Origin of the sequence: Pseudomonas sp. 28 E 9, from assembly GCF_900004785.1 — a bacterium.
Taxonomy (GTDB): Bacteria; Pseudomonadota; Gammaproteobacteria; order Pseudomonadales; family Pseudomonadaceae; genus Aquipseudomonas; species Aquipseudomonas orientalis_A.
The window spans coordinates 403,067-424,373 of record NZ_CVTK01000040.1 but is presented as its reverse complement, the minus strand read 5'-3'; the positions used below and the strand labels follow the sequence as shown (position 1 = coordinate 424,373).

The following is a 21,307-nucleotide window of genomic DNA, read 5'->3' as shown; positions in this document are numbered from 1 at the left end:
AGAGGCTTTTCGCACATTATGAAAAATCATCATATAAGCCATTTTCGCGATATCCACGTCCATGCGGCCAATGTCCAGGAGTGGAGCCAGGATTACAGCCAGTTGACGGCCGGTCCGGCCGAGAGTTCGTTGATGCAGCTGACCACTGCGCGTTGCCACGTGTTTCGCGAGCAGATCAACCAGCGGGTAGTGCAGCGCGGTGTGGCACCGCGAGGCAAGATGTGCTTTGCCGTGCCGATCAGCGTGCCGGGTTCGACGCGCATGCAGGGTCGCGAAGTCGATGACAGCAGCCTGTTCTTTCTGCAGGGGGGCGAGGAGTTCATGTTCCATATGCCGATGGGCATGGAGCTGCTGTCCGTCACCTTCGAACGCGAGTGGTTCGAGCAGGTACTGGAGCAAACGGCGTCGGCCAGTGAGATCAGTCGGTTGCTGCGCCAACCCGTGATACGGGTGTCTGCGCAACGCTTCGCCCAGGCTCGGCTTGGATTGCTCGCCGTGCTCTCCCTGGCGGAGGTCGGCGAGGAACTCGACAGCGCGGGCGAGCAGGGGCTGGAGCGGGCGTTGCTCGGTGAGTTGTTGCAATTGCTCACCGACCCGGCCTGCGACAAGCTCCAACGCAGCCCCAGTTCCACGCGCAGCTTCATTGTCGAGAAATGCCACCGACTGGCGACCGCCGAAAGAATCGATGTGCCCAGCGTCAACGAGTTGTGCCAACGCCTGCAGGTGAGTCGGCGCACCGTGCAGAACAGCTTCCGCTCGGTAGCCGAGACCACGCCGCTGAACTACTTGCGCTCGGTCCGGCTCAATGGCGTGCGTCGAACCCTCATGTGTACCCTTGCGTCCCGTCTCTCCATCGGTGATGCCGCCGCCCAGTGGGGCTTCTACCACCTCAGTCATTTTGCCGAGGAGTACCAGGCACTGTTCGCAGAGTTACCGTCCCATACCGTCCGCGCCGCCATCCCCGTCTGCGCGCGCGCGTGATGGCCTACACGGTGGCGCAACGGCACGCCACGGGTTAAGCGCGGAACTGATCCATCAGCTTCATTTGCTGATTGGCCCGTTCGTTGAGCTGGCTGCTGATCTGCGCCGACTCGCCCGCCTGTTCAGTCAATGTCTCGGTGACACCGCGAATGGTCGAGACATTGCGATTAACCTCTTCAGCCACGGCGCTCTGCTCTTCTGCCGCGCTCGCGATCTGCAGGTTCATGTCATTGATCACCGTCACCGCATCGCTGATTTTACCGAGTGCCTCCACCGCCTGATGGATCTGGCTGGCGTTGCTCTGGGCCTGAGTCTGGCTTGAATGCATGGTTGCCACCACGCCACGTGTGCTGGTCTGGATGCGCTCGATCACCAGGCGAATTTCCTCTACCGAATCCTGGGTACGCTTGGCAAGGTTGCGTACTTCGTCGGCCACCACCGCAAAACCTCGGCCGCTTTCGCCGGCCCGCGCGGCCTCGATCGCGGCGTTGAGGGCGAGCAGGTTGGTCTGCTCGGCGATGCTGCGAATCACTTCCAGCACCGAGCCGATCTGTTCGCTGTTGACCGCCAGGGCTTCGACTTCGGTCACGGCCTTGCTGACTTCGCTGGCCAGCGCGTTGATGTCACGGGTGCTGCGCTCGATGATGGTGATGCCTTCCCTGGACGCCTGGTCTGCGCCCCGGGCCGCCATCGCTGCGTTTGACGCGCTGTTGGCGACTTCGTGGGCCGTGGCGCTCATTTCGTTGGACGCGGTTGCCAGTTGATCGATCTCGCGAAATTGCACCTGCATCCCTTCGCTGGTCTGGCGCGCGATGTGCGACGACTGGTCGGCGGTGCCGCGCGCAGCGATGATGCTTTGCTTGAGCTGCGCAATGGTGGGTTGCAGTTTGTCGAGAAACCGGTTGAACCAGTTCACCAGTTCGCCCAGTTCATCTTTCTTGCGGTAATCCAGCCGCTGGGTCAGGTCGCCGTCGCCGCTGGCAATTGCCTTGAGCATCCGAGCGACGCTGTTGATCGGGCGTGTCACACCGGAGGCGGTGAACCAGATGAGCAGCAAGCCCAGCAGCCCCGCACCGACGGCGACCAACAGCGACTCCAGGGTGTCCCGGGTTTGCGTCTGGTCAAGCAAGGTCTGCAGCTTCATCGAGTCCGCCAGCAAGACATCCTTGGGCAGGTCGATGGCCACTCCCCACGCCGGCGCTTCGGCGATGGGTGCAACGGGGTACACAGCGCGAATCAGCGCATCACCGGCCAGCACCACCGGTTTTTGTTGCGTCAATGCCGCAAGCACGGCCTTGCCCTCATCCTTCAACGGAACGCCGATGTTTTTGCCGACCTGGCTCGCATCCGCGCTGTAGGCGGCAAGTACGCCACTGTCGGAAACGATCAGCATGCGCCCTGAACCGTTGAACAGGGTGCGCTGGGCATCGCTCGCGGCAGCTTGCAGGGCGCCGAGCGCGAGGTCGACCCCAAGGGTGCCGATCACCTTGCCATCGGCGATCAGGGGCATCGACAGCGTGGTCATCAGTTGAACCTGCCCGGCCTGGGTGTCGGCATAGGGGGCCATCAGGCATGTGCGCCGCGTGTCTCGCGGGCAGGTGTACCAACTGTTGTAGGGCGTGCCGCTGATGCTCAACTCGGTCTTCTGCAAATCGCTTTCGGGGATCAGAATATTCATCGCTTGACCCGCGCCGCGATTCCAGGCGCTGGCAAAGCGTCCGTTCTCGTTGGCGGCGCGTGCGGCGTCGTTGACGAACTCACTGTCTTTGCCATCCAGTGCATCAGGTTCGTACACCAGCCAAAGCCCGAGGATCTCGGGATTGCGTTCGAACGTGGTCTTGAGCGCCAGGTTAAGTTCTTCACGCAATGTCGCAGCCGCCAACCCGCGCTGGGCGGCCATGGTGCGCAAGCCGGCCGCCTGGTCGGAAAAAGCGCTGATGATCTGCCCGCTGCGGGCGAATTCGCCCTGCAGGTTCTTCGCCTGTTCCGCCGCCCTGGCCAGCAGCAGGGTCTTGCCGCTTTCAGTCAGCATCGTACTGCTCGAGGTGCTGATCAACTGGTTGTTCTGGTTGCCCTGGTAGAGATTCATGCCGACGATCAGACCGATCACGCCAAGCAGGCACAAACCCGACAAGAGGACGAATTTCAAACGGATGGAAAGGGCGTCGAGCATTGGGCTATCTCACTGGTAAACCGCGTGTTGATCGATCATCGGTTGGTGTGGCACCACCGACTTTTTATTGGATGTGTCACTGCATCGGCTGATGTCACTGATTCATGACACCCGTTTGCGTGGCCTGACCAGCAGCGCTGCCATCAACAGCAATGCCGCACAGGTGGCCAGTACGGCGACGAAACCCGCGTCGAACGCCGAACGGGCCGACCCGATCAGCATCGCCGCGTCCTCCGGCGCCAGCGTCGCGGCGACCACCAGCGCATCGTCGAGGCTCTCGAAGATCATGGGGTTCAGGGCCAGCCATGGCGCAATCGTCTGGCTCGCCGAGTAGGCGTAGATGGCCGATAACAGGCTGCCCGCCAGTGTCACGCCTGCGGCGCCGCCCAGTTCAAAGGAGACTTCCTCAAGGGAGGCGGCCATGCCGGCTTTATCGGCGGGCACGCTGAGCATGATCGTGCTGGACGCTGCGGTCAGCGCGGCGCCCATCGTAAGGCCCAGCAGCGCGAGGCTGACGATCTGCACTGGCACTGCGGCGTTGTGCGCCAGCAAGTAGGTGAGCATCGCGGCAGCCGAGAGCAGCAGCGTCCAGAACAGCATGCGCTGCTCTCCCAGGCGCGGCAGGTAATGCCCGGCAAGCGGCCCGGCGACGAACGAACCCAGCGGCAGCGGCAGGATGAACAGCGCCGCCTCCAGCGGCGACAGGCCCAGCACCAGTTGCAGGCGTTGGCTGAAGACCAGTTCCATGCCGATCAAGGCGGCGGCTGATACCACCGCTGAAATCACTGCATTTCTGAAGCCAGACGTGGAGAACAGCGACAGATCCAGCATCGGCTGATCGGCACGCCGTTGACGTCGAATGAAAAGCGCCAGAAATAGCGTGCCCAGGACCAGTGCTATCAGCATGGCCTCGAAGGAGGGTTGCCGTTTACCCAGCTCCTTGACCGCATAAGCTATGCTGATCAAACCGATCATGACCTGCAGCGAACCCAGCCAGTCCCAGCGTGTCTGGCTATTTCCCGGATGATCGGGAATGGCTAGCGCCCCCAGCAGCAAGGCCAACAGCACAATTGGCACGTTGATGAGGAATACCGAACCCCACCAGAAATGCTCCAGCAACAATCCACCTACCACCGGTCCGAATGCAGCGCCCCCTGAGGCCACTGATGCCCATAGGCCGAACGCCATCGCCTGTTCGCCTCGGTCGGTAAACGTCAACCTTACCAGGGCCAATGTGGCGGGCATCATCATCGCCGCGCCCACCGCCAGGAACCCACGGGCGACGATCAAGACGCTGGCCGATGGCGAGAACGCAGCGATCAGCGAGAACAGGCCGAAAACGCTCAGGCCGCCGATAAACAGCCGTTTGTGCCCGAGACGGTCGCCGAGGGTGCCCATGCCCAACAGCAGGCCGGCGGCGATCAGCGCGTAGATATTGATGATCCAGAGCTTTTGCGACGCCGTGGCGCTGAGCTCCCGCGTGAGTGTGGGCAGCGCGGTGTACAGCACCGTCATGTCTATGACGATAAGCAGCAGCGCGCTGGAAATGATGGCAAGTATCAGCCAGCGACGTTTGGAGTCGGTAAAGGGCATGGCTGGCGTCCGTAAAAGAGGGCTGGACCTAGCATGCCTGAATGCAGAAGGGCACCGTTATCCCAAATCGGCCGTGACGGTCGGGGCATTGCCGGTCGGGTGTGATGCCGGCGATGTTACCGATTTGGGATAGCGGGGTGTTCGTGGGCGGGCATAGGATCGAATACAGCGTGCAATCCCAAAAACAAAAGCGCTATCTGGTACCGATGGCGCCTTGATCGGTCCTTTACCACAGCGACTGCCTCATACAATAAGGTTAATAAGATGAGTGTATCTATCCCGGTCAACAGCTCCACGGAGCTCAAGCGTGGCGCCTTGGGTGTCGGCTTTATCATCTTCTTCGTGATTTCGGCGGCGAGCCCGCTCAGCGTTATCGCCGGAGGTTTCCCGATTGGCATCATGCTGGGCAACGGTGCCGGCACCCCGGCGTTGTTATTGCTGGCCCTGGCGGTGCTGCTGGCGTTTTCGGTCGGTTACACCACCATGGCCAGGCATGTCACCAACGCAGGTGGTTTTTACGCCTTTACCTCGCGCGGCCTGGGTGGCCTGGCCGGAGGGGCGGCGGGCGTGCTGGCGATGTTTGCCTACAACATCCTGCAGGTCGGCCTCTATGGCATGTTCGGCGGCGTGGTCAGCGGCACCATGGAAAGCGTATACGGCTTGGTATTGCCCTGGTGGTCCTACTCGCTGATGGCGATGGTCAGCATCGCGATCCTGGGCTATCGCAAGATCGATCTGTCCGCCCGCGTCTTGTCGGTGGTGGTGATTGCCGAATACCTGGCGATCCTGACCCTGGATATTGCGATTCTCAAGACTGGCGGCGACAGCGGTGTCAATCTCGACTCGTTCACCCGCCAGCATGTGCTCAGCGGTACCCCGTCGATCGGCCTGCTGTTCTGCTTCGCGGCTTTTATCGGCTTCGAGGCCACGACGATTTACGGCGAAGAAGCGAAAAATCCGCACCGTACCATTCCGATTGCCACCTACAGCTCGGTGCTGCTGATCGGCGGCTTCTACGCGCTGTCGGTCTGGTCGATGGTGGTGGGCGTAGGTACGGATAAAATCGTGCCGATGCTGCAAGCCCTGCAGGACCCAACCACCTTTATCTACGGCATGTCGGACCACTTTGTCGGCCCGTACCTGACGCAGATTATCCGGGTGCTGTTCATGGTCAGCATCTACGCCGGGCTGCTGGCGTTCCATAACGCCGCGGCGCGCTATTTCTACGCGATCGGGCGCGACGGTCTGCTGCACAGTCTGTTGGGCACCACCCACCGTGTGCACCAGAGCCCGCATATGGGCTCGGCGTTGCAAAGCCTGATCGCCGCCGTGGTGGTGCTGATCTTCGCTGCGATGGATGCCGATCCGATCCTGCAACTGTTCGCCTGGTTCTCCAACCTCGCCACCTTGTGCGTGATTTTGCTCATGGCGATGACTTCGGTCTCGGTGTGTGTGTATTTCCACCGGCACCCGGAGCTCAATGTCGGCCTCTGGCGCGGGCGTATCCTGCCGATTTTCTCCAGCCTGGCCTTGCTGATGGTGCTGATACTGGCGGTGGTGCATTTCGATGTACTCACCGGCGCCAGCCAGCTCTTGTCCTACGCACTGTGCGCGGTCATTCCAGCGGCGCTGCTGGGCGGCATTTTTCTCGCCGCGCGACTGCGCAAGGTCTCGCCGCAGCGCTTCCTGGCGCTGGGCAGCCACAAACTCTAAGGCATCGAGCGATACCGCCCCACTGCACACTGTTCGCTTGCCGTTGTCCGGCAAGGTTCGCCAGCGTTAAAGGAAGATGACACATGCACCACTACAAGATGCTTATCAATGGGATTCAGGTTGCCGGTGAAAACGGGCAGTTTGATGTGATCAATCCGGCTACCGGCGCCGCATTCGCCCAATGCCCGGCCGGCTCGCTGGCTCAATTGGACGACGCGGTGGCCGCCGCTCAAGTGGCCTTCAAGGCGTGGCGTCACGTTTCCCATGCTCAGCGCTGCGAGAGGCTGTTGGCGATTGCCGAGAGTATCGAGCAGGGCGCCGATGAGTTGGCCCGGTTGATCGTGCAGGAACAAGGCAAACCGTTGGAACTGGCGTTTTCCGAAGTCATGGGCGCCACTGCGTGGACCCGCTATGCGGCCGGACAGCAGATTGAAGTGGAGCTGGTGGAAGAAACCCCGACCCAGCGCATTGAGCTGCACCGCAAACCCCTGGGTGTGGTGGCGTCCATCACGCCATGGAACTGGCCGTTCATGATTGCCGTGTGGCACATCATGCCGGCGCTGCGGGCCGGCAACTGCGTGGTCAGCAAACCGTCGAGCCTGACGCCGCTGAGTACCTTGCGACTGGCGGAAATCATTGCCAGGCATGTGCCCAACGGTGTGATCAACTGCGTGACCGGCGAGCAGGGTTTCGGCAGTGCGATCACTTCGCACCCCGGCATTCAGAAGATTGTCTTCACCGGTTCCACCGCCACCGGCCAGAGCGTGATGCGCGGCGCTGCCACCAATCTCAAGCGCCTGACCCTTGAACTGGGCGGCAACGACGCTGCGATTGTATTGCCCGGCACATCGGTGGAAGAGGTCGCCGAGGAAGTTTTCCAGGCAGCCTTCCTCAACATGGGCCAGACGTGCGCAGCCCTCAAGCGTTTGTACATTCACGAATCCCAATACGAGGCCTTCGCCGACGCGCTGACGCTGATTGCCCAGCGCCAGGTGGTGGGTGATGGCCTGGAGCCCGGCGTCAACTTCGGGCCGGTGCAGAACCTTGAGCAATTGCAGTTGGTTGAAGCCCTGGTCGCCGATGCACGGGGTCAGGGGGCACGGGTCCTGTGTGGCGGCGCCCGTCTGGACCGTCCGGGGTTCTTTTACCCACCGACATTGGTCGCGGATGTGACCGATGGTCAGCGCCTGGTGGACGAGGAGCAATTCGGCCCGGTGTTGCCGCTGATCGCTTACAGCGACGTCGAGGACGTGCTGCGCCGCGCCAACGCCGGTGACATGGGCCTGGGCGGCTCGGTATGGGGCCCGGATGGCGAACAGGCGCAGGCATTGGCCAGCCGCCTGGAAAGTGGCGTGGCCTGGGTCAACTGTCACGCCCGGATCCAACCGAATACGCCATTCGGCGGCAGCAAGATGTCCGGCTTCGGTGTCGAGTTCGGCCTCGAAGGGCTATTGGAATTTACCGGCCAGCAATTGCTGTTCGTCAATAAGCGCGCGGGCGAGTAATGCTCGGCCAACAGGGACGCAGCGTCGCTGCGCCCCTGTTGCCACTATCTGTCTTTAAAGACGCGCTTCAAGGAGCTTCGATCATGCGCTACCCATCCACTTTATTCTTCGGCGGTACGCTGGCATGCAGCTTGACGCTCTGCGCCATCAGCCAGGCCCAGGCCTATGAGCTGTACAGCGATGACAGCCGCCATCTCAACGCAGACATGACTGCCGTATTCGGTATGTTCAACAGTCGCAAGAACTACAACGGCACGTCGGGCGGCTCGACCTGGCGTGAAGGCTTTATCAAATATGGCCTGAGCGGCGACCAGTCCCTGGCGGGCAACGGCACCGCCTACGGTGCGTTCGCCCTGCTCAGCTCCGCCACCTGGGGCGACGGCGACGCGGCCGGCAATACCCTGGGCACCGAACGCACCACCAAAATCGAAGACGCTTACCTCGGGTGGCGCTCCGGCGACCTGTTCCCGGCACTGGGCCAGGACGGCGTGGATATCTCCGGCGGGCGCCAGGTGGTCAAGCTCGGCAGGGGCTTCCTGGTCAACGATGACGGGCCGAACCTGGGCAAGGGCCCGGCCGATGGCGCGCTGAACCGCGGCGGTGCCTACTATCTGGCGGCGCGGCATGCGTTCGATCAGACCGCGTTCCTGCGCCTGGGTGGCAAGGACGGCCTGCATGGCAGCCTGCTGTGGCTCAAGTCCGACAACCGCGCCCAGGCTGAAACCGAAGTGGCCGCCGGTACCCTCGATTACACCACCAAGCCCGGCACCCTGGGGTTGACCTGGGTGCATGGCATCGATGTGAACGATCGCTGGGCCAGTGATTTTCAGCGCCAGCGCAAGGGTATGAATATCTACAGCGTGCGTGGCGAAGGCGACGCGGGCCTGCCCAATGTCAGCCTGGCCTTCGAATACGCCTGGCAGGACAAGGACAGCGGGCCGGAAAAAGCCTGGTACGGCGAAGCCGGTTACACCTTTGCCGATGTCGCCTGGGCACCCAAGGTCACCTACCGTTACGCCCGCTACTCACAAAAATGGGATTCGCTGTTCACCGGCCAAAGCACGGGCTACGGCACCTGGCTGCAAGGCGAAGTCGGCGGCAACTATTCCGGACCGTTCAACAGCAACACCCGCATCCATCATGTGGGCCTCAAGGCCACGCCGCTGGAAAACCTGACCCTGGGCGCGTTGTACTTCGACTTCGAGACCGTGCGCAAAAGCAATGCACTGAACCTCGATGCGCGGGAGCTGGACGTGTACGCCGAGTGGGCGGTCAACCCGCACCTGATCATCACGCCGCTGATCGGTCTCTACAAACCGAAACAGGATTCCACCACGGGCGGCAACCAGGCGGTCGGCAACGGCACCAATGTGTACAGCCAAGTGACCGTCGCCGTACCGTTCTGAACCATGCTAGCTGTCGCGTCTTGACCTCAGGACGCGGCAGCGCCCGGCTGATTGCGCATGTTCTCGGCAATCCGCCGCGTGGTGTCCATCACCATCTCGATCACGGTTTCCTGGCGCAGCAGCTTGAAGCTCTGGGTGCTGCCGACAGCGGACAGGCTGCCCACTACCTCGTCGATATCCGGCTGGATGATCGGCGCCGCGATGCCGGTCAGGCCCAGGTTCAGTTCATCGTGGGTCATGCAATAGCCGTCCTTGCGAATCTTCTTCGTGGCCTTGGAAAAGCTTGCCCAGTCGTAGGCACTGTCCGCATCGCCGGCCATGTGTTCTTCGAACAGGCGTTGCAGGCGACGGCCTTTCTGAAAGGCGATCAATACCTTCGATTGCGCGCCACGAAAAAACGGCAGCGGGTGCCCGCGCCCGAAGGAGAAGTGGTAAGTGTCGGTGGGTTCGGCGATGTAGGTGTTGATGATGCGTCCGTCATAGAAAACGCTGGCGAACACCGCCAGGCCGGTCTGCGCCGACAACTCATGCATCAGTTCGCGCCCGGCGAGGAGGATGGGGTCGTACTGGCGCATCATCCAGTCCAGCTCGATCACGCGGGGCCCCAGGCCATAGTTGCCGGCGTCCACGCGCGTCAGCAGCCCGGCGTCGCATAACTCCTTGACGTAGCGGTAAGCGGTGGCACGCGACAGGCCCATGCGCTCGGCGATGGTGTCCGGGTCGATCTTCAGCGTGGCTGGACCGAACAGGTCCAGGACATTCAGCAATTTACTCAGGCTGCTCATTTCGTTCCTAGAGAAGGGATGGCACGCGGGTAAGCACTATAGGCGAAAACGCCCCGGATCCATTGTAGGAGCGAGCTTGCTCGCGAAAAACGTCAACGATAACGCGTGCCTCCTGAGGGAACGCGGTGCCTGTGAGTTTTTCGCGAGCAAGCTCGCTCCTACAGGTCATCACACTAACGTATCTCGGCTCAAATATCGCATAAATCTCAGAATAAGAGATTTATATTAATAAAAACTTGTATGGTTGGTTTTTGTATGTGATAAATCTCATCAAAGAAAACGCTCAAGTGAGAGGGCTGACAATGAATGGTGCGCAACTGATAGTGAATGCGGCAGCGGCAAGCGGTATCGAGTACTGCTTCGCCAACCCGGGAACCACCGAGATTCCACTGGTGGCCGCGATGGCCAGTGCACCCGCCCTCAAGCCGGTGTTGTCGTTGTTCGAAGGGGTGTGTACCGGTGCCGCGGATGGTTACGGCCGTATCGCCGGCAAACCGGCAATGACCCTGACGCACCTGGGCCCGGGCTTTGCCAACGGCATCGCCAACCTGCACAACGCACGGCGCGCCAACACGCCCATCGTCAATGTGATTGGCGACCACGCGTCCTGGCACGTCAATTACGACCCGCCTTTGGCCAGCGACATCCAGGCCCTGGCCGGTACTGTGTCCAATTGGGTACGCACCTCACGCACCGCGTCGGGTGTGGGCGAGGACTTGCAGGAAGCCATGCGCGCCGCCTGGCAAGCCAAGGGCCAGATCGCCAGCTTGATCCTGCCCATGGACCTGCAATCCAATACCGTGACCCACAACGGCCAGTTCAGCCCGCTGCGTGCGCCGGTGCGGCGCTTTGCCAGCGACCGCATCGAAGCCGTGGCCCAGGCCCTGCGCGACGGCCAGCGCCTGGTGTTCATCGTCGGTGACCAGGGCTTGTCGGTCGCCGGCCTGGAAGCGGCGGGGCGCCTGGCACAACTGCCCGGCGTGCGTATGTTTGCCGAAACCTTCCCGCGCCTGAGCTACCGGGGTGGTGGCTTGCCCGACCTGGATCGCCTGCCGTACTTCCCGGAAGTGGCCATCGAGATCCTTGAACAGTACGACAAGGTTGTGTGCGCCGGTGTCGTGGAGCCCATCAGTTATTTCGGCTACGAAGGTATCCCGTCGCGACTGGCTGAGCGTGAGCGTCTGCTGTCTCTGGCCGAAGTGGGCGACGATGTGGCCGGGGCGCTGACCGCGCTGGCCGATGCGCTGGACGCGCCTGCCTACATACCGACACCGCAGGACATCCAGCTGCCGCCGGGCGAGGCCGCGTTGAGCCCGCAGTCGGTGGGGCAAGTGTTGGCCGCCGCGCTGCCGGACGACTGCATTGTCTCGGTCGAGGGCGGCACCTGCGGCTATCCGTTTTTCACCGCCTCTGCCCGTGCCGCGCGGCACCGTGTATTGACCAATACCGGTGGCGCGATCGGCCAGGGCATTCCGGTGGGGTTTGGCGCGGCCCTGGCTGAGCGTGGCAACCGGGTGTTCTGCCTGCAATCGGACGGCAGCGCCCAGTACACCATCCAGACCCTGTGGAGCATTGCCCGCGAGCAGTTGCCGGTGGTGATCCTGATTGCCGCCAACCACCGCTACGCAATCTTGCAGAACGAACTGCGCCGTTTCGGCATGACCGAGCTCGACCCGCAGTCGCTCAAGCTGACCGTGCTCGACACTCCGCGCATCGACTGGAAGGCCCTGGCCAAAGGCTATGGCGTGCCGTCCTGCACCGTACACACCAATGCCGAACTGCAACGGGCGCTGGCCAATGCCGCCGCCGATGCCGGGCCTTGCCTGATCGAAATGGCGCTTTGAAGGAGTCGACCATGAACCAGCTCCCATTATTACCTGCCGTCCAGGCGTTCCTGGACCAGCCCGGTCGCCTGTTCATCGGCGGTACCTGGCAGGACGCCGCCAGCGGTCGCCGCTTTGCCGTGGAAAACCCGGCCACTGAACAGACCCTGACCGAAGTCGCCCAGGGCGATGAGCGCGATGTGAATGCGGCCGTTGCGGCCGCCCGCGCAGCGTTTACCGGCGCCTGGGCCTTCCAGTCACCGGCGCAGCGCGGCCTGTTGCTGTTTCGCCTGGCCGATCTGTTGGACCAGCACCGCGAGGAGCTGGCGCAACTGATCACCCTGGAGAACGGCAAGCCGATCGCCAACGCACGGGGTGAAGCGGCCAGCGCGGCCAACATCATTCGCTACTTCGCCGGCTGGCCCAGCAAGATTGAAGGCAGCACGCTGCCCGTCTCGCCGGCCAGCGGCGCGCCGATGCTCAACTACACGTTGCGTGAACCGGTCGGTGTCTGCGCGCTGATCGTGCCGTGGAACTTCCCGTTGACCATGTGCGTGTGGAAGCTCGGCCCGGCGCTGGCCACCGGTTGCGTGGCGGTGCTCAAGCCCGCCGAGCAGACGCCGTTGGTGGCGATTCGCCTGGTGCAACTGATCGAGGCCGCCGGTTTCCCCGCCGGCGTAGTCAACCTGATCACCGGCCTGGGCGCCGACACCGGCGCACCGCTGGCACAGCACCCGGACGTGGACAAGATCGCCTTTACCGGCTCGACCCAGGTCGGTCGGCTGATCGCCCAGGCGGCCACCGGCAACATGAAAAAGGTTTCGCTGGAGCTGGGCGGCAAGTCACCCAACATCATCCTGCCCGACGCCGACATCGTACGCGCCGCCAAGGGTGCGGCCGACGGGATTTTCTACAACCAGGGCCAGGTGTGTACGGCCGGCTCGCGCCTGTATGTGCACGACAGCGTGCTCGACCAGGTGCTTGAAGAACTGCAGCGCCATGCCGCCGCCTATGTGCTCGGCAATGGCCTGGACCCGGCCAACAGCATGGGCCCGCTGGTATCCGGCCGGCAGTTGAACACGGTCAAGGGCTACCTGCAGCGGGGCCAGGAAGAGGGCGCCGAATTGATCTGCGGCGGTGGCCGTCCTGAGCACCTTGAGCGCGGTCACTTCATTGAACCCAGCGTGTTCCTGGACCGTGCCGAGCGGGCCTGCGTGGCCCGCGAAGAAATCTTCGGCCCGGTGCTGACCGTGATGAGCTGGAGCGAAATCGACGACCTGGTGCTGCGCGCTAATGACTCGCCCTACGGCCTTGCCGCCGGCCTGTGGACCCGCGACCTGCGTTCGGCGCACCGCGTGGCCGCGCAGCTCAAGGCCGGGTCGGTGTGGATCAACTGTTGGAACGTGGTCGATCCGGCGTCGCCGTTCGGCGGTTACAAGCAGTCCGGCTGGGGCCGGGAAATGGGCAAGAACGTGATTGACGCCTACACCGAAACCAAAAGCGTCTTCGTCGATCTGGCCTGAATCGAATAATCACAAGAGGAAATGGCAATGGATCTGGAATTGAAAGGCCGCGTGGCAATCGTCACCGGTGGTGGCATGGGTATCGGCAAGGAAGTCGCACGCTTTCTCTCCGAGGAAGGCTGCAAGGTGGTGATCTGCGCGCGGCGCATGGCGTTCCTGCAACTGGCCGCCGAAGAGATCACGGCACAGACCGGCAATGAAGTGCTGCCGCTGTTCTGTGACACCAATGACATGAAGGCCGTGTCCGAGATGGTCGATGCGGCGTACAAGCATTTCGGCCGTATCGACATCCTGGTCAACGGTGCTGCCGCGCCATCGGGCGTGGTGCGCAATGACATCGAACACGCTGGCGACGATGAGTTGCTGTCGGACCTCAACACCAAGGTGATCGGCTACTTCCGCTGCGCCAAGGCCGTGACCCCGCACATGAAGGCGGCCGGCTTCGGTCGCATCATCAACATCGGCGGGCTCACCGGGCGCAGCAGCAAAGTGCTGTCGGGCATGCGCAACCTGGCGATTGCCCACATGACCAAAACCCTGTCCGACCAGCTCGGCCCGTCGGGCATCACGGTCAACCTGATTCACCCAGGCGTGGTGGATACCCCGCATATCCAGGAGCTGTACGACCGCGAAGCGGTCAAGCAGGGCAAGACGGCGGAACAGGTCGAGCAGGCCTACATCGACGCAACGCCGATTCGCCGCACCCTGGCGCCGATTGAAATGGGCTGGTTGATCGGCTTCCTGGCGTCACCGAAGGCCGGCGCGGTAACCGGTGAGTCCATCGGCATCGACGGTGGTTTGACGCGTGGCATCTATATCTGAGGAGTATCAGAGATGAGTAACGGAACCCTTTTGGTCGCGACCGTCGGGCAAGCGGTGATTCGCAGCGCCGACGATGGCAAGACCTGGCACCGCCTGGGCCTGGGGCAGGACCTTGAGTTCGATGCAATCACCCGGTCCCTGAGTGTGCATCCCGACACCCCGGAGCGGATCTACGCCGGTACCGACGTGGGCTTGTGTGTCAGCCAGGACACCGGCGGGCATTGGCAGCGCATCGATTCGCCGTTCAACGGGCAGACCGTGTGGAAGGTGGCGGTCGACCCACAGGACGCCCAACGGATTTTCGTCGGCACCGGCGCGCCGTCGCGTGCTGTGTTGTGGCGCACCCTGGACGGTGGCCTGAGCTGGGATCGCGCCCCGGTGGAGATCCCGGAATTCTGCGACGGCGTCAGCCGCCCGCGTTTGCTGGCCTTCGCCTATGACCCCACCGACCGCAACCAACTATGGTTCGGCCTGGAAGAGGGTGGGCTGTTTCACTCCCGTGACGGCGGTGACAGCTGGACCCGCGTCGACGACCGGCTGCTGTGGGACTACAACTCGGACATCCACAACATTGTGGTACTGCCCAATCACGGTGAAAAAGTCATCGTGGTGGTTTGCGTCAATGCGGTCTACCGCAGCCTGGACGAGGGGCTGACCTGGACCGGCATTGTCGGTCGCGAAGCCTTCGGCCTGTATTACCTGCGCGCCATGAACGCGCCGCTGGGCACGGAAAACGAGCTGTACCTGAGTATTTCCGACGGTACGCCGGGCACCACCAGCAAGATCCTGATATCCCGTGACGCTGCACTCACGTGGACCGTGCTGCCCCTGCCGCAACAACCCAACTCCTGCGTTTGGGCGATTGCCTTCAACCCGGCCAACCCGCGCCAGATCGTGGCGGGCACCAAGTATGGGCATTTGTTCACCTCCGACAATGGTGGGGATAGCTGGCAGAAGCACTGGCGCGAATTCAGCGAGATCGCAGATGTGCTCTGGACGCCTGCCGTGGCGCAGATCAAGGCCGGGCATCAATCCATCGTCAAGAAGAACTGAGGTAATCAGTGATGAAAGTCAAAATCCTTCGGACTCACTTATCGCTATTTGTGAGTGATCCTGATGTGTCGGCACTGTGGTACGCCGACATCCTGGGCATGCACGAAAGTGCCCGGGGCGAAAGTTGGGTCATGATGGCATTTGGCACCAAGCATCACGACATCGCCTTGATTCGTGCAGAACCGGGCGCCCACCAGGGCGGCCTGGGCCTGCAGCACTACGGATTGGAAATCGAAGGTGACATGACCACCTTGCGCCAGCTCTACGGCATGTTGCTGAAGAAAGGGGTGGAGGTGGTGAAAATTACCGATCATGAAATCGGCAACGGCCTGTATTTCAACGACCCCGATTGCAATCGCATGGAATTCTTTCTCGAGACCGAGCATGACGATGCGTGCGGCAAGGCCCGCTTCAAGGCCGCCCGTGCGCCGAGTCGCAACATCACGCTTGATCCCCTTGACCCGATTTGAACCGAGGTTCACCTGATGAAAACCGCGAATTTCGCCAGCTATCACATCCGCAAATGGTACAGCTTCGTCGAAGAAACCCTGGCTAACGAAAGTGGCCAGTTGGCCGATGGCGAACCGGTGTTCAAATACGCCGTGGCTGCCGTGATCGCCAACCCGTATGCCGGCCGCTACAGTGAAGACCTTGCGCAATTGATCGAGCCGTCGCCGCTGCTGGGCGAAGAGTTCGGCCGGCGCATTCAGGCCCTGGCCGGTGCCCGCAAGATCGAAAGCTACGGCAAGGCTATCCTGGTAGGTAGCGCGGGTGAGTACGAGCACGGCAACGCGTTCCTCACCAACCCGGCCGCCGACCCGATCCGCGTTGCCCTGGGCGGTGGCAAGTCGTGGGTGCCGTCCACCGGCAAACGTGGCGGCCCGGGTTCGACCATCGACGTGCCGCTGGCGCACAAGGACGCACTTTACGTGCGCTCGCACTACGACACGTTCTCGGTGACATTCGGCGACGGTCCTTCGCCGGATGAGCTCGTCGTGATCTGGGCTTTCGCCACGCGTGGACGTCTGCATGCACGCCTGGGCGGGCTGAAAGTAGAAGATGTAAAGGGCCTTGACGGCCTGCACTGATAAAAGCACAGCAATTGTAGGAGCGAGCTTGCTCGCGAAAAACGTCAACGATAACGCGTTCATCCTGGATAAATGCAGTGTCTATGCGTTCTTCGCGAGCAAGCTCGCTCCTACGCGGTGCCGGAACCAAACCACAACAAGAAAGCGGTGAATAGCGATGAAGCAGGAGAAAACCCAGGTTGTCATCGTGGGCGGTGGCCCCAACGGCATTACGGCCGCGCACTACATGGGAATGTACGGTATCGACTGCATCGTCCTTGAGCTGGCCGATGGCATACTGCCTTATCCGCGTGCCGTGGGCATGGACGATGAGGCACTGCGTGTGTTGCAGGGCATCGGTATCGCCGAACTGGCGGTACGCGACATGATTTGCGATGTGCCGCTGCGCTACTACAACGCGCGCGGCGTGTGTTTTGCCGAGGTCAAGCCAAGTGCTGCGCAATATGGCTGGCCGATGCGCAATATTTTCATGCAGCAACTGCTCGAAGGCACCTTGCGCGAAAACCTTGGGCAGCACACCAGTGTCGAGTTGCGCCAGGGGCATGAACTGCTTGAGCTTGAGCAGGACGGGCAGGGCGTGACGCTGCAGGTGCGCGGCGCCGACGGCGAGATCTACCAGCTCCAGGCCGACTATGCGATCGGTGCGGACGGCGGCCGCTCCACGGTGCGTAAAAAACTCGGCATTGAACTGCTGGGGTTGACCCATCCACGCAAATGGGTAGTGGTCGATACCGCCAACGACACGCTGGACGCACCTTATACAGCCCTGCATGCCGACCCGCAGCGGCCCTTCGTGTGCATCTACTTGCCTTACCAGCAGCGGCGCTGGGAGTTCATGCTGATGGAAGGCGAGGACGAAGCAAAAATGTGCGAAGAGGCGACGATTCGCAAGCTGATCCACGGTCATATCGGCGACGCCGTCGACCAGCTCAACGTCATTCGCATTCGTGCCTATACGCACCACTCGCGCGTCGCGGCGCGCTTTGTCGAAGGGCGTGTGGCACTGGTGGGTGATGCGGCGCATATTTCCCCGCCATGGGCCGGGCAAGGCCTCAATTCCGGCCTGCGCGACGTGGCCAACGTGGCCTGGAAGCTCGCGGCGATCATCCAGGGCCGGGCGGCGCCATCGATCCTGGCCAGTTACGACCAGGAGCGACGTGGCCACGCCACCGAACTGGTTGCCCTGGCCGACAATATGGGCGCTGTCCTTGGCTTGACCAACCCGCTGATGGCCGGCGTGCGCGACTGGCTGTTCCAGGCCGTCAACAGCGTCGACAACCTGCGCTCGCACTTGCTGGAGTTCAAGTTCAAACCCAAGGCGACCATCACCAAGGGGCTGGTCCATCACGAGCGGGCCGAATTGCGTGAGGATGATCTGGTCGGGCAACTGTTCATCCAGCCCAATATCGAAGACGCCCAGGGCCAGCGCCGGCGCCTGGACGAAGTCCTCGGCAACGGCTATGCCGTGCTGGGTTATCGAGTGAACCCGCGCGAACACCTCAGCGAACCGATGGCCGAGTATTGGGCTCGTTGGGGCACGCGTTTCATCCAGGTCAATCGGTCGCGCAGCGGCGTGGGGCGTAACCAGCCGCTGACGGCCAATGACGCCGTGAGTGTGGAGGACGTGGATAACCGCTTGGGCGAATGGTTCTCCAAGGTGCGTGACTGCATCGTGGTGGTGCGTCCGGACCGTTTTGTCGCGGCGATTACCACCCCGGAGCGGCTTGATGGGGTACTGCGCAAGTTGGCGGAGCAATTGTCATGAGCGGCGCCAACGCGTTGCTCGTCCAACTGGACGAGGCCTTGCGCAGCGTCCAGCCCATTGAACCCTTGGCGCCCGAAGCGCTGGACCGGCTGGAAGGCTACGGTCTGCAGCGCCAGGGGCTCGTGCGGCGCCAGGCCGGCGGCGAGCGGTTGAGCGGCTGGAAGGTCGCCTTTGCCGGCCGTGCGGCGCAAGCACGCTTCGGCCTCGACGAACCGGTGTACGGCGGCCTCACCACGGTCATGCAGGTCGAGCCGGGCAGTGCGGTGTCACTCGGGCGGTTGATCCAGCCCAAGCTTGAGATCGAACTGGCGTTCGTCTTCGGGCGCGCGCTGGAACCGGGCGACTACGCGGATGAGGAGATTCTGGCGGCCATCGCCCAAGTGGCGCCGGCCTTCGAAATCGCCGACTGCCGCTGGCAAGGCTGGCGTTTCGGGCTTGGCGCGTTCCTGGCCGATAACGCCGCCGCCGCACTTTACTGTGTAGGACCGCATGTGCCGTTCGACCCTGTCCGGCATGCCTGCGTGGCGTATCACCTGGAACATGAGGGTGTGTATCTGGGGAGCGGCGATACCCTGGACCGAGAAGACACGCCCCTGTTCAACCTGTGCTGGCTGGTGCGACGCCTGCTGGCCGATGGTCATCGCGTGGAGGCCGGGCAGGTGGTGCTCTCCGGTGCGCTACTGGCGCCGATGGATATTCAACCGGGCACTTATCATCTGCACATGCTTGGCACGGAACTGGCTTTGGTTTTCCAGGCGGGCGTTGTGCCTGTCTAACGCCAACCAATGTCACGGACGACTGAGCCCCTTCGGGCCAATAGCAATAACCCGGCGGCCGAGGAGTGACGAATATGCTCGCTGAAGTCCGAACCTTCAATGACTCCCAACAGCACGCCGGCTCGATCCATGGCTGGCAGCAGGTGTATGACCAGCTCGGTCGTGGCTGCCTGACCAGTGAGCTGCGGCAGCTGTCCGGCGATCGCTTCCAGATCTTCCAGGAGGTGCTGGACAAGCGCGTGGTGCAGCATGGCCGCTCGCCCCAGGGCCGCTTGTGCGCAGCCATGTCACTGGGCAACCCTCCGGTGGTCCAGGGGCAGCGGGTAAGTGCGCAGAGCGTGGTGCTGCTGCGTGATGCCGAAGAGTTCGTATTGCATGCGCCGGAAGGCACGCATTTTTTTGCGTTCAACGTCGATGCCGTGCGTTTCGCCAAACTGGCGGCCTTCGAGTTATCCAATGAGCAACTCAAGCGTTTGACCAGCGTGCCTGCGCTTAACGTGGATGAAACGTTACTGCTGCGCATTCGTCAGCGCATTCACCCCTTGTTTCGTCACTTTCTGCAACACGCTGACGCCATCAACCCGGCGTCGGAAAAAATCCTCGAAGACGAACTGCTCGGCGCCTTTCTCGATCTGTTCAGCCATGCCGGCGATGAAGTCCGTTGCCGGCGTGGCAATTTTGCCGTCAGCGCCTATCTGGTCAGGCGCAGCCAGGAATTGATCATCGCCAGTGGCGATACCCCGTTGAGCATCCTGGACCTGTGCGAGCAGTTGCGTGTCAGTCGCAGGACGCTGCAGAACAGTTTTCAGGCGGTAACCGGTATGCGGCCGGTTGAATACTTGCGCAATTTGCGCCTCAACGCGGTCAGGCGACGCCTGATTGAAACCTGCCCAAGCCAGAAAAACGTCGGAGATATCGCCGTGGCCATGGGCTTTTTTCACCTGAGCCATTTCGCCACGCATTACCGCGAGCTGTTCGGTGAATCGCCCTCCGAAACGCGCAGGTCACCGCGCTGAATCACGCCAGGCCTGGGTCCACGCGCTTGCCGATATCCTTGAGCCGCGCCAGTTGGTCGATCATCGAGGGGGCTTCATCCAGGCAACTGACGAAGGTCCACAGGTAGGTCATCACCGCATAGATATGCCCGGCTTTCACCGCCGGCGCCAAGGCCAGTTGGGTGATCGCGACCACGAACAGCAGCGCCGCCAGAATGCCGATGGACAGGAAAGCCACGGCTTCACGATCCGACAGCCAGATGCGCAGCCGCGACAGCACCTGATAGTGGCGGTGCAAGGTGTGCGCTCCGACCGTTTCCACCAGGCCGATTTCCTTCTCCAGTCGATTGTTCAGGCGTTCGTGCAAGCGTTGGTTGCGTCGCGCAAAACCCGGCATGAGCGTGACGCACAGCAGCAGTGCCAGCAGACAGGCCAGGCCGACCCAGGGCTCGATCACCAGCAGCATGCCCGCCGCCCCGACGATTGACACCAGCGCGGTGGCGATTGTCGGCACGTGCTTTTCAAAAAAGTCGACGAATTCCCGTGCCAGCACGACCCGCGCCGCCGCCTTGGAGGTGCTGTGGCGCTGCAGGCGCTGGTTGAGAATCACCGGCACCGCAAGGTCGGCGTAGATGCGCGTAAAGGTCCGCGTGTCCAGCGCCCGCCGGGCCGCGCCGACTACCCAGAAGCCGAGGACCACGGCGGCATACCACAATGCACTGGCGGCATCGCCGCGAATGATCGAGTCCACGGCAAACCCGGCGAACAGCGGGTAAGCCAGCAACAGCGCATTTTCCAGTGCGACAAGCGACAAGGTGCCGAACAATTTACCGGGGTAGGCCCGGGCGATGGCCTTGAGCGTCTGGCTGGCGGATTGCTGCCCCAGCTTTTTACTTTCTTCGAGCAGAATCGGCGGTGTTACGGATGCCATGGTGCACCTGTGGCGCGCGTTGCGCGTTGATGATCGTCGCGGGAGATGCCCAGGCGATAACGCGCTTCATCGGTCATCAACAACAGATCGGTCTGGACTTCTTCGATAATGATTTCCAGGGTGATCAGGATGCAAATGGCCGGCGCCATCAACAGCCAGTGATAATAGGACTGAGTGAGCAACGACGCACAGACGCCCACCAGCCACAGCGCCAGGACACACGACGGCGCATGCCGCTGCAGTGGAATCCAGAAACGCTGCAACTTTCTGAGTTTGAACGTATAGAGCATCAATGATGCTTCCAGTTGTTTAAGGGTAATAGTGTTGCGAGCTGAATGCATTGTAGGCATAACAGTTATCCACGCTAGAGCGTTA

18 protein-coding genes and 1 pseudogene are annotated in these 21,307 nt (G+C 62.1%); 13 read left to right on the top strand and 6 right to left on the bottom strand.

Features of this window, described 5'->3' with window-relative positions; all coding sequences use genetic code 11:
* Positions 1 to 18 precede the first annotated feature (18 nt).
* Complete coding sequence (locus tag BFQ00_RS09475) at positions 19 to 981, top strand: helix-turn-helix domain-containing protein (protein WP_065933308.1); 963 nt, start codon at positions 19 to 21, stop codon at positions 979 to 981.
* Positions 982 to 1,015: 34 nt separating this feature from the next.
* On the opposite strand, the gene BFQ00_RS30425 is transcribed toward BFQ00_RS09475, so the two are convergent.
* The 3 genes and pseudogenes from BFQ00_RS30425 to BFQ00_RS09465 form a co-directional block, all read right to left on the bottom strand.
* Positions 1,016 to 1,771 (bottom strand): methyl-accepting chemotaxis protein, encoded by a 756-nt coding sequence (locus BFQ00_RS30425; protein ID WP_371914191.1) that lies wholly within the window; start codon positions 1,769 to 1,771, stop codon positions 1,016 to 1,018.
* Positions 1,772 to 1,873: 102 nt separating this feature from the next.
* A pseudogene (locus BFQ00_RS30420) lies at positions 1,874 to 2,881 on the bottom strand (HAMP domain-containing protein); the annotation flags it as partial.
* A 375-nt stretch (positions 2,882 to 3,256) separates the two neighbouring features.
* Positions 3,257 to 4,747: an MFS transporter gene (locus tag BFQ00_RS09465; protein WP_065933306.1), complete on the bottom strand. Its 1,491-nt coding sequence runs from the start codon at positions 4,745 to 4,747 to the stop codon at positions 3,257 to 3,259.
* Positions 4,748 to 5,011: 264 nt separating this feature from the next.
* Between BFQ00_RS09465 and BFQ00_RS09460 the strand changes: the two genes are divergently transcribed.
* The 3 genes from BFQ00_RS09460 to BFQ00_RS09450 all read left to right on the top strand — a co-directional run bounded on the left by BFQ00_RS09460 (position 5,012) and on the right by BFQ00_RS09450 (position 9,371).
* Positions 5,012 to 6,460: an APC family permease gene (locus BFQ00_RS09460; RefSeq protein WP_065933305.1), complete on the top strand. Its 1,449-nt coding sequence runs from the start codon at positions 5,012 to 5,014 to the stop codon at positions 6,458 to 6,460.
* Positions 6,461 to 6,543: 83 nt separating this feature from the next.
* Positions 6,544 to 7,965, top strand: a complete 1,422-nt coding sequence (locus BFQ00_RS09455) for an aldehyde dehydrogenase family protein (RefSeq protein ID WP_065933304.1) — start codon at positions 6,544 to 6,546, stop codon at positions 7,963 to 7,965.
* 83 nt (positions 7,966 to 8,048) lie between these two features.
* Positions 8,049 to 9,371, top strand: a complete 1,323-nt coding sequence (locus BFQ00_RS09450) for a hypothetical protein (protein ID WP_065891978.1) — start codon at positions 8,049 to 8,051, stop codon at positions 9,369 to 9,371.
* Between the two features lie 26 nt (positions 9,372 to 9,397).
* Here the strand turns inward: BFQ00_RS09450 and BFQ00_RS09445 are convergent, their stop codons facing one another.
* Positions 9,398 to 10,156 carry an IclR family transcriptional regulator gene (locus tag BFQ00_RS09445; RefSeq protein WP_065885616.1) on the bottom strand — a complete coding sequence of 253 codons (759 nt, stop codon included), beginning with the start codon at positions 10,154 to 10,156 and terminating at the stop codon, positions 9,398 to 9,400.
* A gap of 302 nt (positions 10,157 to 10,458) precedes the next feature.
* Here BFQ00_RS09445 and BFQ00_RS09440 point away from each other — a divergent pair, with 302 nt between their 5' ends.
* The 9 genes from BFQ00_RS09440 (at position 10,459) to BFQ00_RS09400 (ending at position 20,022) form a co-directional block, all read left to right on the top strand.
* On the top strand, positions 10,459 to 12,000 hold the full coding sequence (locus tag BFQ00_RS09440) for an acetolactate synthase large subunit (RefSeq protein ID WP_065933303.1): 1,542 nt from the start codon (positions 10,459 to 10,461) through the stop codon (positions 11,998 to 12,000).
* 11 nt (positions 12,001 to 12,011) lie between these two features.
* Complete coding sequence (locus BFQ00_RS09435; protein ID WP_065885619.1) at positions 12,012 to 13,502, top strand: aldehyde dehydrogenase family protein; 1,491 nt, start codon at positions 12,012 to 12,014, stop codon at positions 13,500 to 13,502.
* A gap of 27 nt (positions 13,503 to 13,529) precedes the next feature.
* Entirely contained in the window at positions 13,530 to 14,324 is a 795-nt protein-coding gene (locus BFQ00_RS09430) for an SDR family NAD(P)-dependent oxidoreductase (RefSeq protein WP_065885621.1), read from the top strand.
* 12 nt (positions 14,325 to 14,336) lie between these two features.
* Positions 14,337 to 15,377 carry a WD40/YVTN/BNR-like repeat-containing protein gene (locus BFQ00_RS09425; protein WP_065933302.1) on the top strand — a complete coding sequence of 347 codons (1,041 nt, stop codon included), beginning with the start codon at positions 14,337 to 14,339 and terminating at the stop codon, positions 15,375 to 15,377.
* An 11-nt stretch (positions 15,378 to 15,388) separates the two neighbouring features.
* Positions 15,389 to 15,847, top strand: a complete 459-nt coding sequence (locus BFQ00_RS09420; protein WP_065885625.1) for a VOC family protein — start codon at positions 15,389 to 15,391, stop codon at positions 15,845 to 15,847.
* A 15-nt stretch (positions 15,848 to 15,862) separates the two neighbouring features.
* Positions 15,863 to 16,465: an amino acid synthesis family protein gene (locus tag BFQ00_RS09415; protein ID WP_065885626.1), complete on the top strand. Its 603-nt coding sequence runs from the start codon at positions 15,863 to 15,865 to the stop codon at positions 16,463 to 16,465.
* A gap of 157 nt (positions 16,466 to 16,622) precedes the next feature.
* The gene (locus tag BFQ00_RS09410; RefSeq protein ID WP_065933301.1) at positions 16,623 to 18,230 is read left to right on the top strand and encodes a bifunctional 3-(3-hydroxy-phenyl)propionate/3-hydroxycinnamic acid hydroxylase; all 1,608 of its coding nucleotides are present in this window, start codon (positions 16,623 to 16,625) and stop codon (positions 18,228 to 18,230) included.
* Entirely contained in the window at positions 18,227 to 19,006 is a 780-nt protein-coding gene (locus BFQ00_RS09405; RefSeq protein WP_065885628.1) for a 2-keto-4-pentenoate hydratase, read from the top strand. The genes BFQ00_RS09410 and BFQ00_RS09405 overlap by 4 nt, the downstream gene beginning before the upstream one ends.
* A 74-nt stretch (positions 19,007 to 19,080) precedes the next feature.
* Positions 19,081 to 20,022, top strand: a complete 942-nt coding sequence (locus BFQ00_RS09400; RefSeq protein ID WP_065933300.1) for a helix-turn-helix domain-containing protein — start codon at positions 19,081 to 19,083, stop codon at positions 20,020 to 20,022.
* A 1-nt stretch (position 20,023) separates the two neighbouring features.
* Here BFQ00_RS09400 and BFQ00_RS09395 read toward each other — a convergent pair whose 3' ends face one another.
* Both BFQ00_RS09395 and BFQ00_RS09390 read right to left on the bottom strand, forming a co-directional pair.
* Positions 20,024 to 20,932, bottom strand: coding sequence for an ABC transporter six-transmembrane domain-containing protein (locus BFQ00_RS09395; protein ID WP_065933299.1), 909 nt, complete (start codon positions 20,930 to 20,932; stop codon positions 20,024 to 20,026).
* Positions 20,920 to 21,222 (bottom strand): hypothetical protein, encoded by a 303-nt coding sequence (locus BFQ00_RS09390; protein WP_256097344.1) that lies wholly within the window; start codon positions 21,220 to 21,222, stop codon positions 20,920 to 20,922. Before BFQ00_RS09390 ends, BFQ00_RS09395 begins: the two co-directional genes overlap by 13 nt.
* Between the last annotated feature and the right edge of the window lie 85 nt (positions 21,223 to 21,307).

Coding starts and splice junctions, on each gene's coding strand:
- BFQ00_RS09475 (WP_065933308.1), top strand. CDS start 19: ATGAAAAATCATCATATAAGCCATTTTCGCGATATCCACGTCCATGCG.
- BFQ00_RS30425 (WP_371914191.1), bottom strand. CDS start 1,771: ATGCAGGTGCAATTTCGCGAGATCGATCAACTGGCAACCGCGTCCAAC.
- BFQ00_RS09465 (WP_065933306.1), bottom strand. CDS start 4,747: ATGCCCTTTACCGACTCCAAACGTCGCTGGCTGATACTTGCCATCATT.
- BFQ00_RS09460 (WP_065933305.1), top strand. CDS start 5,012: ATGAGTGTATCTATCCCGGTCAACAGCTCCACGGAGCTCAAGCGTGGC.
- BFQ00_RS09455 (WP_065933304.1), top strand. CDS start 6,544: ATGCACCACTACAAGATGCTTATCAATGGGATTCAGGTTGCCGGTGAA.
- BFQ00_RS09450 (WP_065891978.1), top strand. CDS start 8,049: ATGCGCTACCCATCCACTTTATTCTTCGGCGGTACGCTGGCATGCAGC.
- BFQ00_RS09445 (WP_065885616.1), bottom strand. CDS start 10,156: ATGAGCAGCCTGAGTAAATTGCTGAATGTCCTGGACCTGTTCGGTCCA.
- BFQ00_RS09440 (WP_065933303.1), top strand. CDS start 10,459: ATGAATGGTGCGCAACTGATAGTGAATGCGGCAGCGGCAAGCGGTATC.
- BFQ00_RS09435 (WP_065885619.1), top strand. CDS start 12,012: ATGAACCAGCTCCCATTATTACCTGCCGTCCAGGCGTTCCTGGACCAG.
- BFQ00_RS09430 (WP_065885621.1), top strand. CDS start 13,530: ATGGATCTGGAATTGAAAGGCCGCGTGGCAATCGTCACCGGTGGTGGC.
- BFQ00_RS09425 (WP_065933302.1), top strand. CDS start 14,337: ATGAGTAACGGAACCCTTTTGGTCGCGACCGTCGGGCAAGCGGTGATT.
- BFQ00_RS09420 (WP_065885625.1), top strand. CDS start 15,389: ATGAAAGTCAAAATCCTTCGGACTCACTTATCGCTATTTGTGAGTGAT.
- BFQ00_RS09415 (WP_065885626.1), top strand. CDS start 15,863: ATGAAAACCGCGAATTTCGCCAGCTATCACATCCGCAAATGGTACAGC.
- BFQ00_RS09410 (WP_065933301.1), top strand. CDS start 16,623: ATGAAGCAGGAGAAAACCCAGGTTGTCATCGTGGGCGGTGGCCCCAAC.
- BFQ00_RS09405 (WP_065885628.1), top strand. CDS start 18,227: ATGAGCGGCGCCAACGCGTTGCTCGTCCAACTGGACGAGGCCTTGCGC.
- BFQ00_RS09400 (WP_065933300.1), top strand. CDS start 19,081: ATGCTCGCTGAAGTCCGAACCTTCAATGACTCCCAACAGCACGCCGGC.
- BFQ00_RS09395 (WP_065933299.1), bottom strand. CDS start 20,932: ATGGCATCCGTAACACCGCCGATTCTGCTCGAAGAAAGTAAAAAGCTG.
- BFQ00_RS09390 (WP_256097344.1), bottom strand. CDS start 21,222: ATGCTCTATACGTTCAAACTCAGAAAGTTGCAGCGTTTCTGGATTCCA.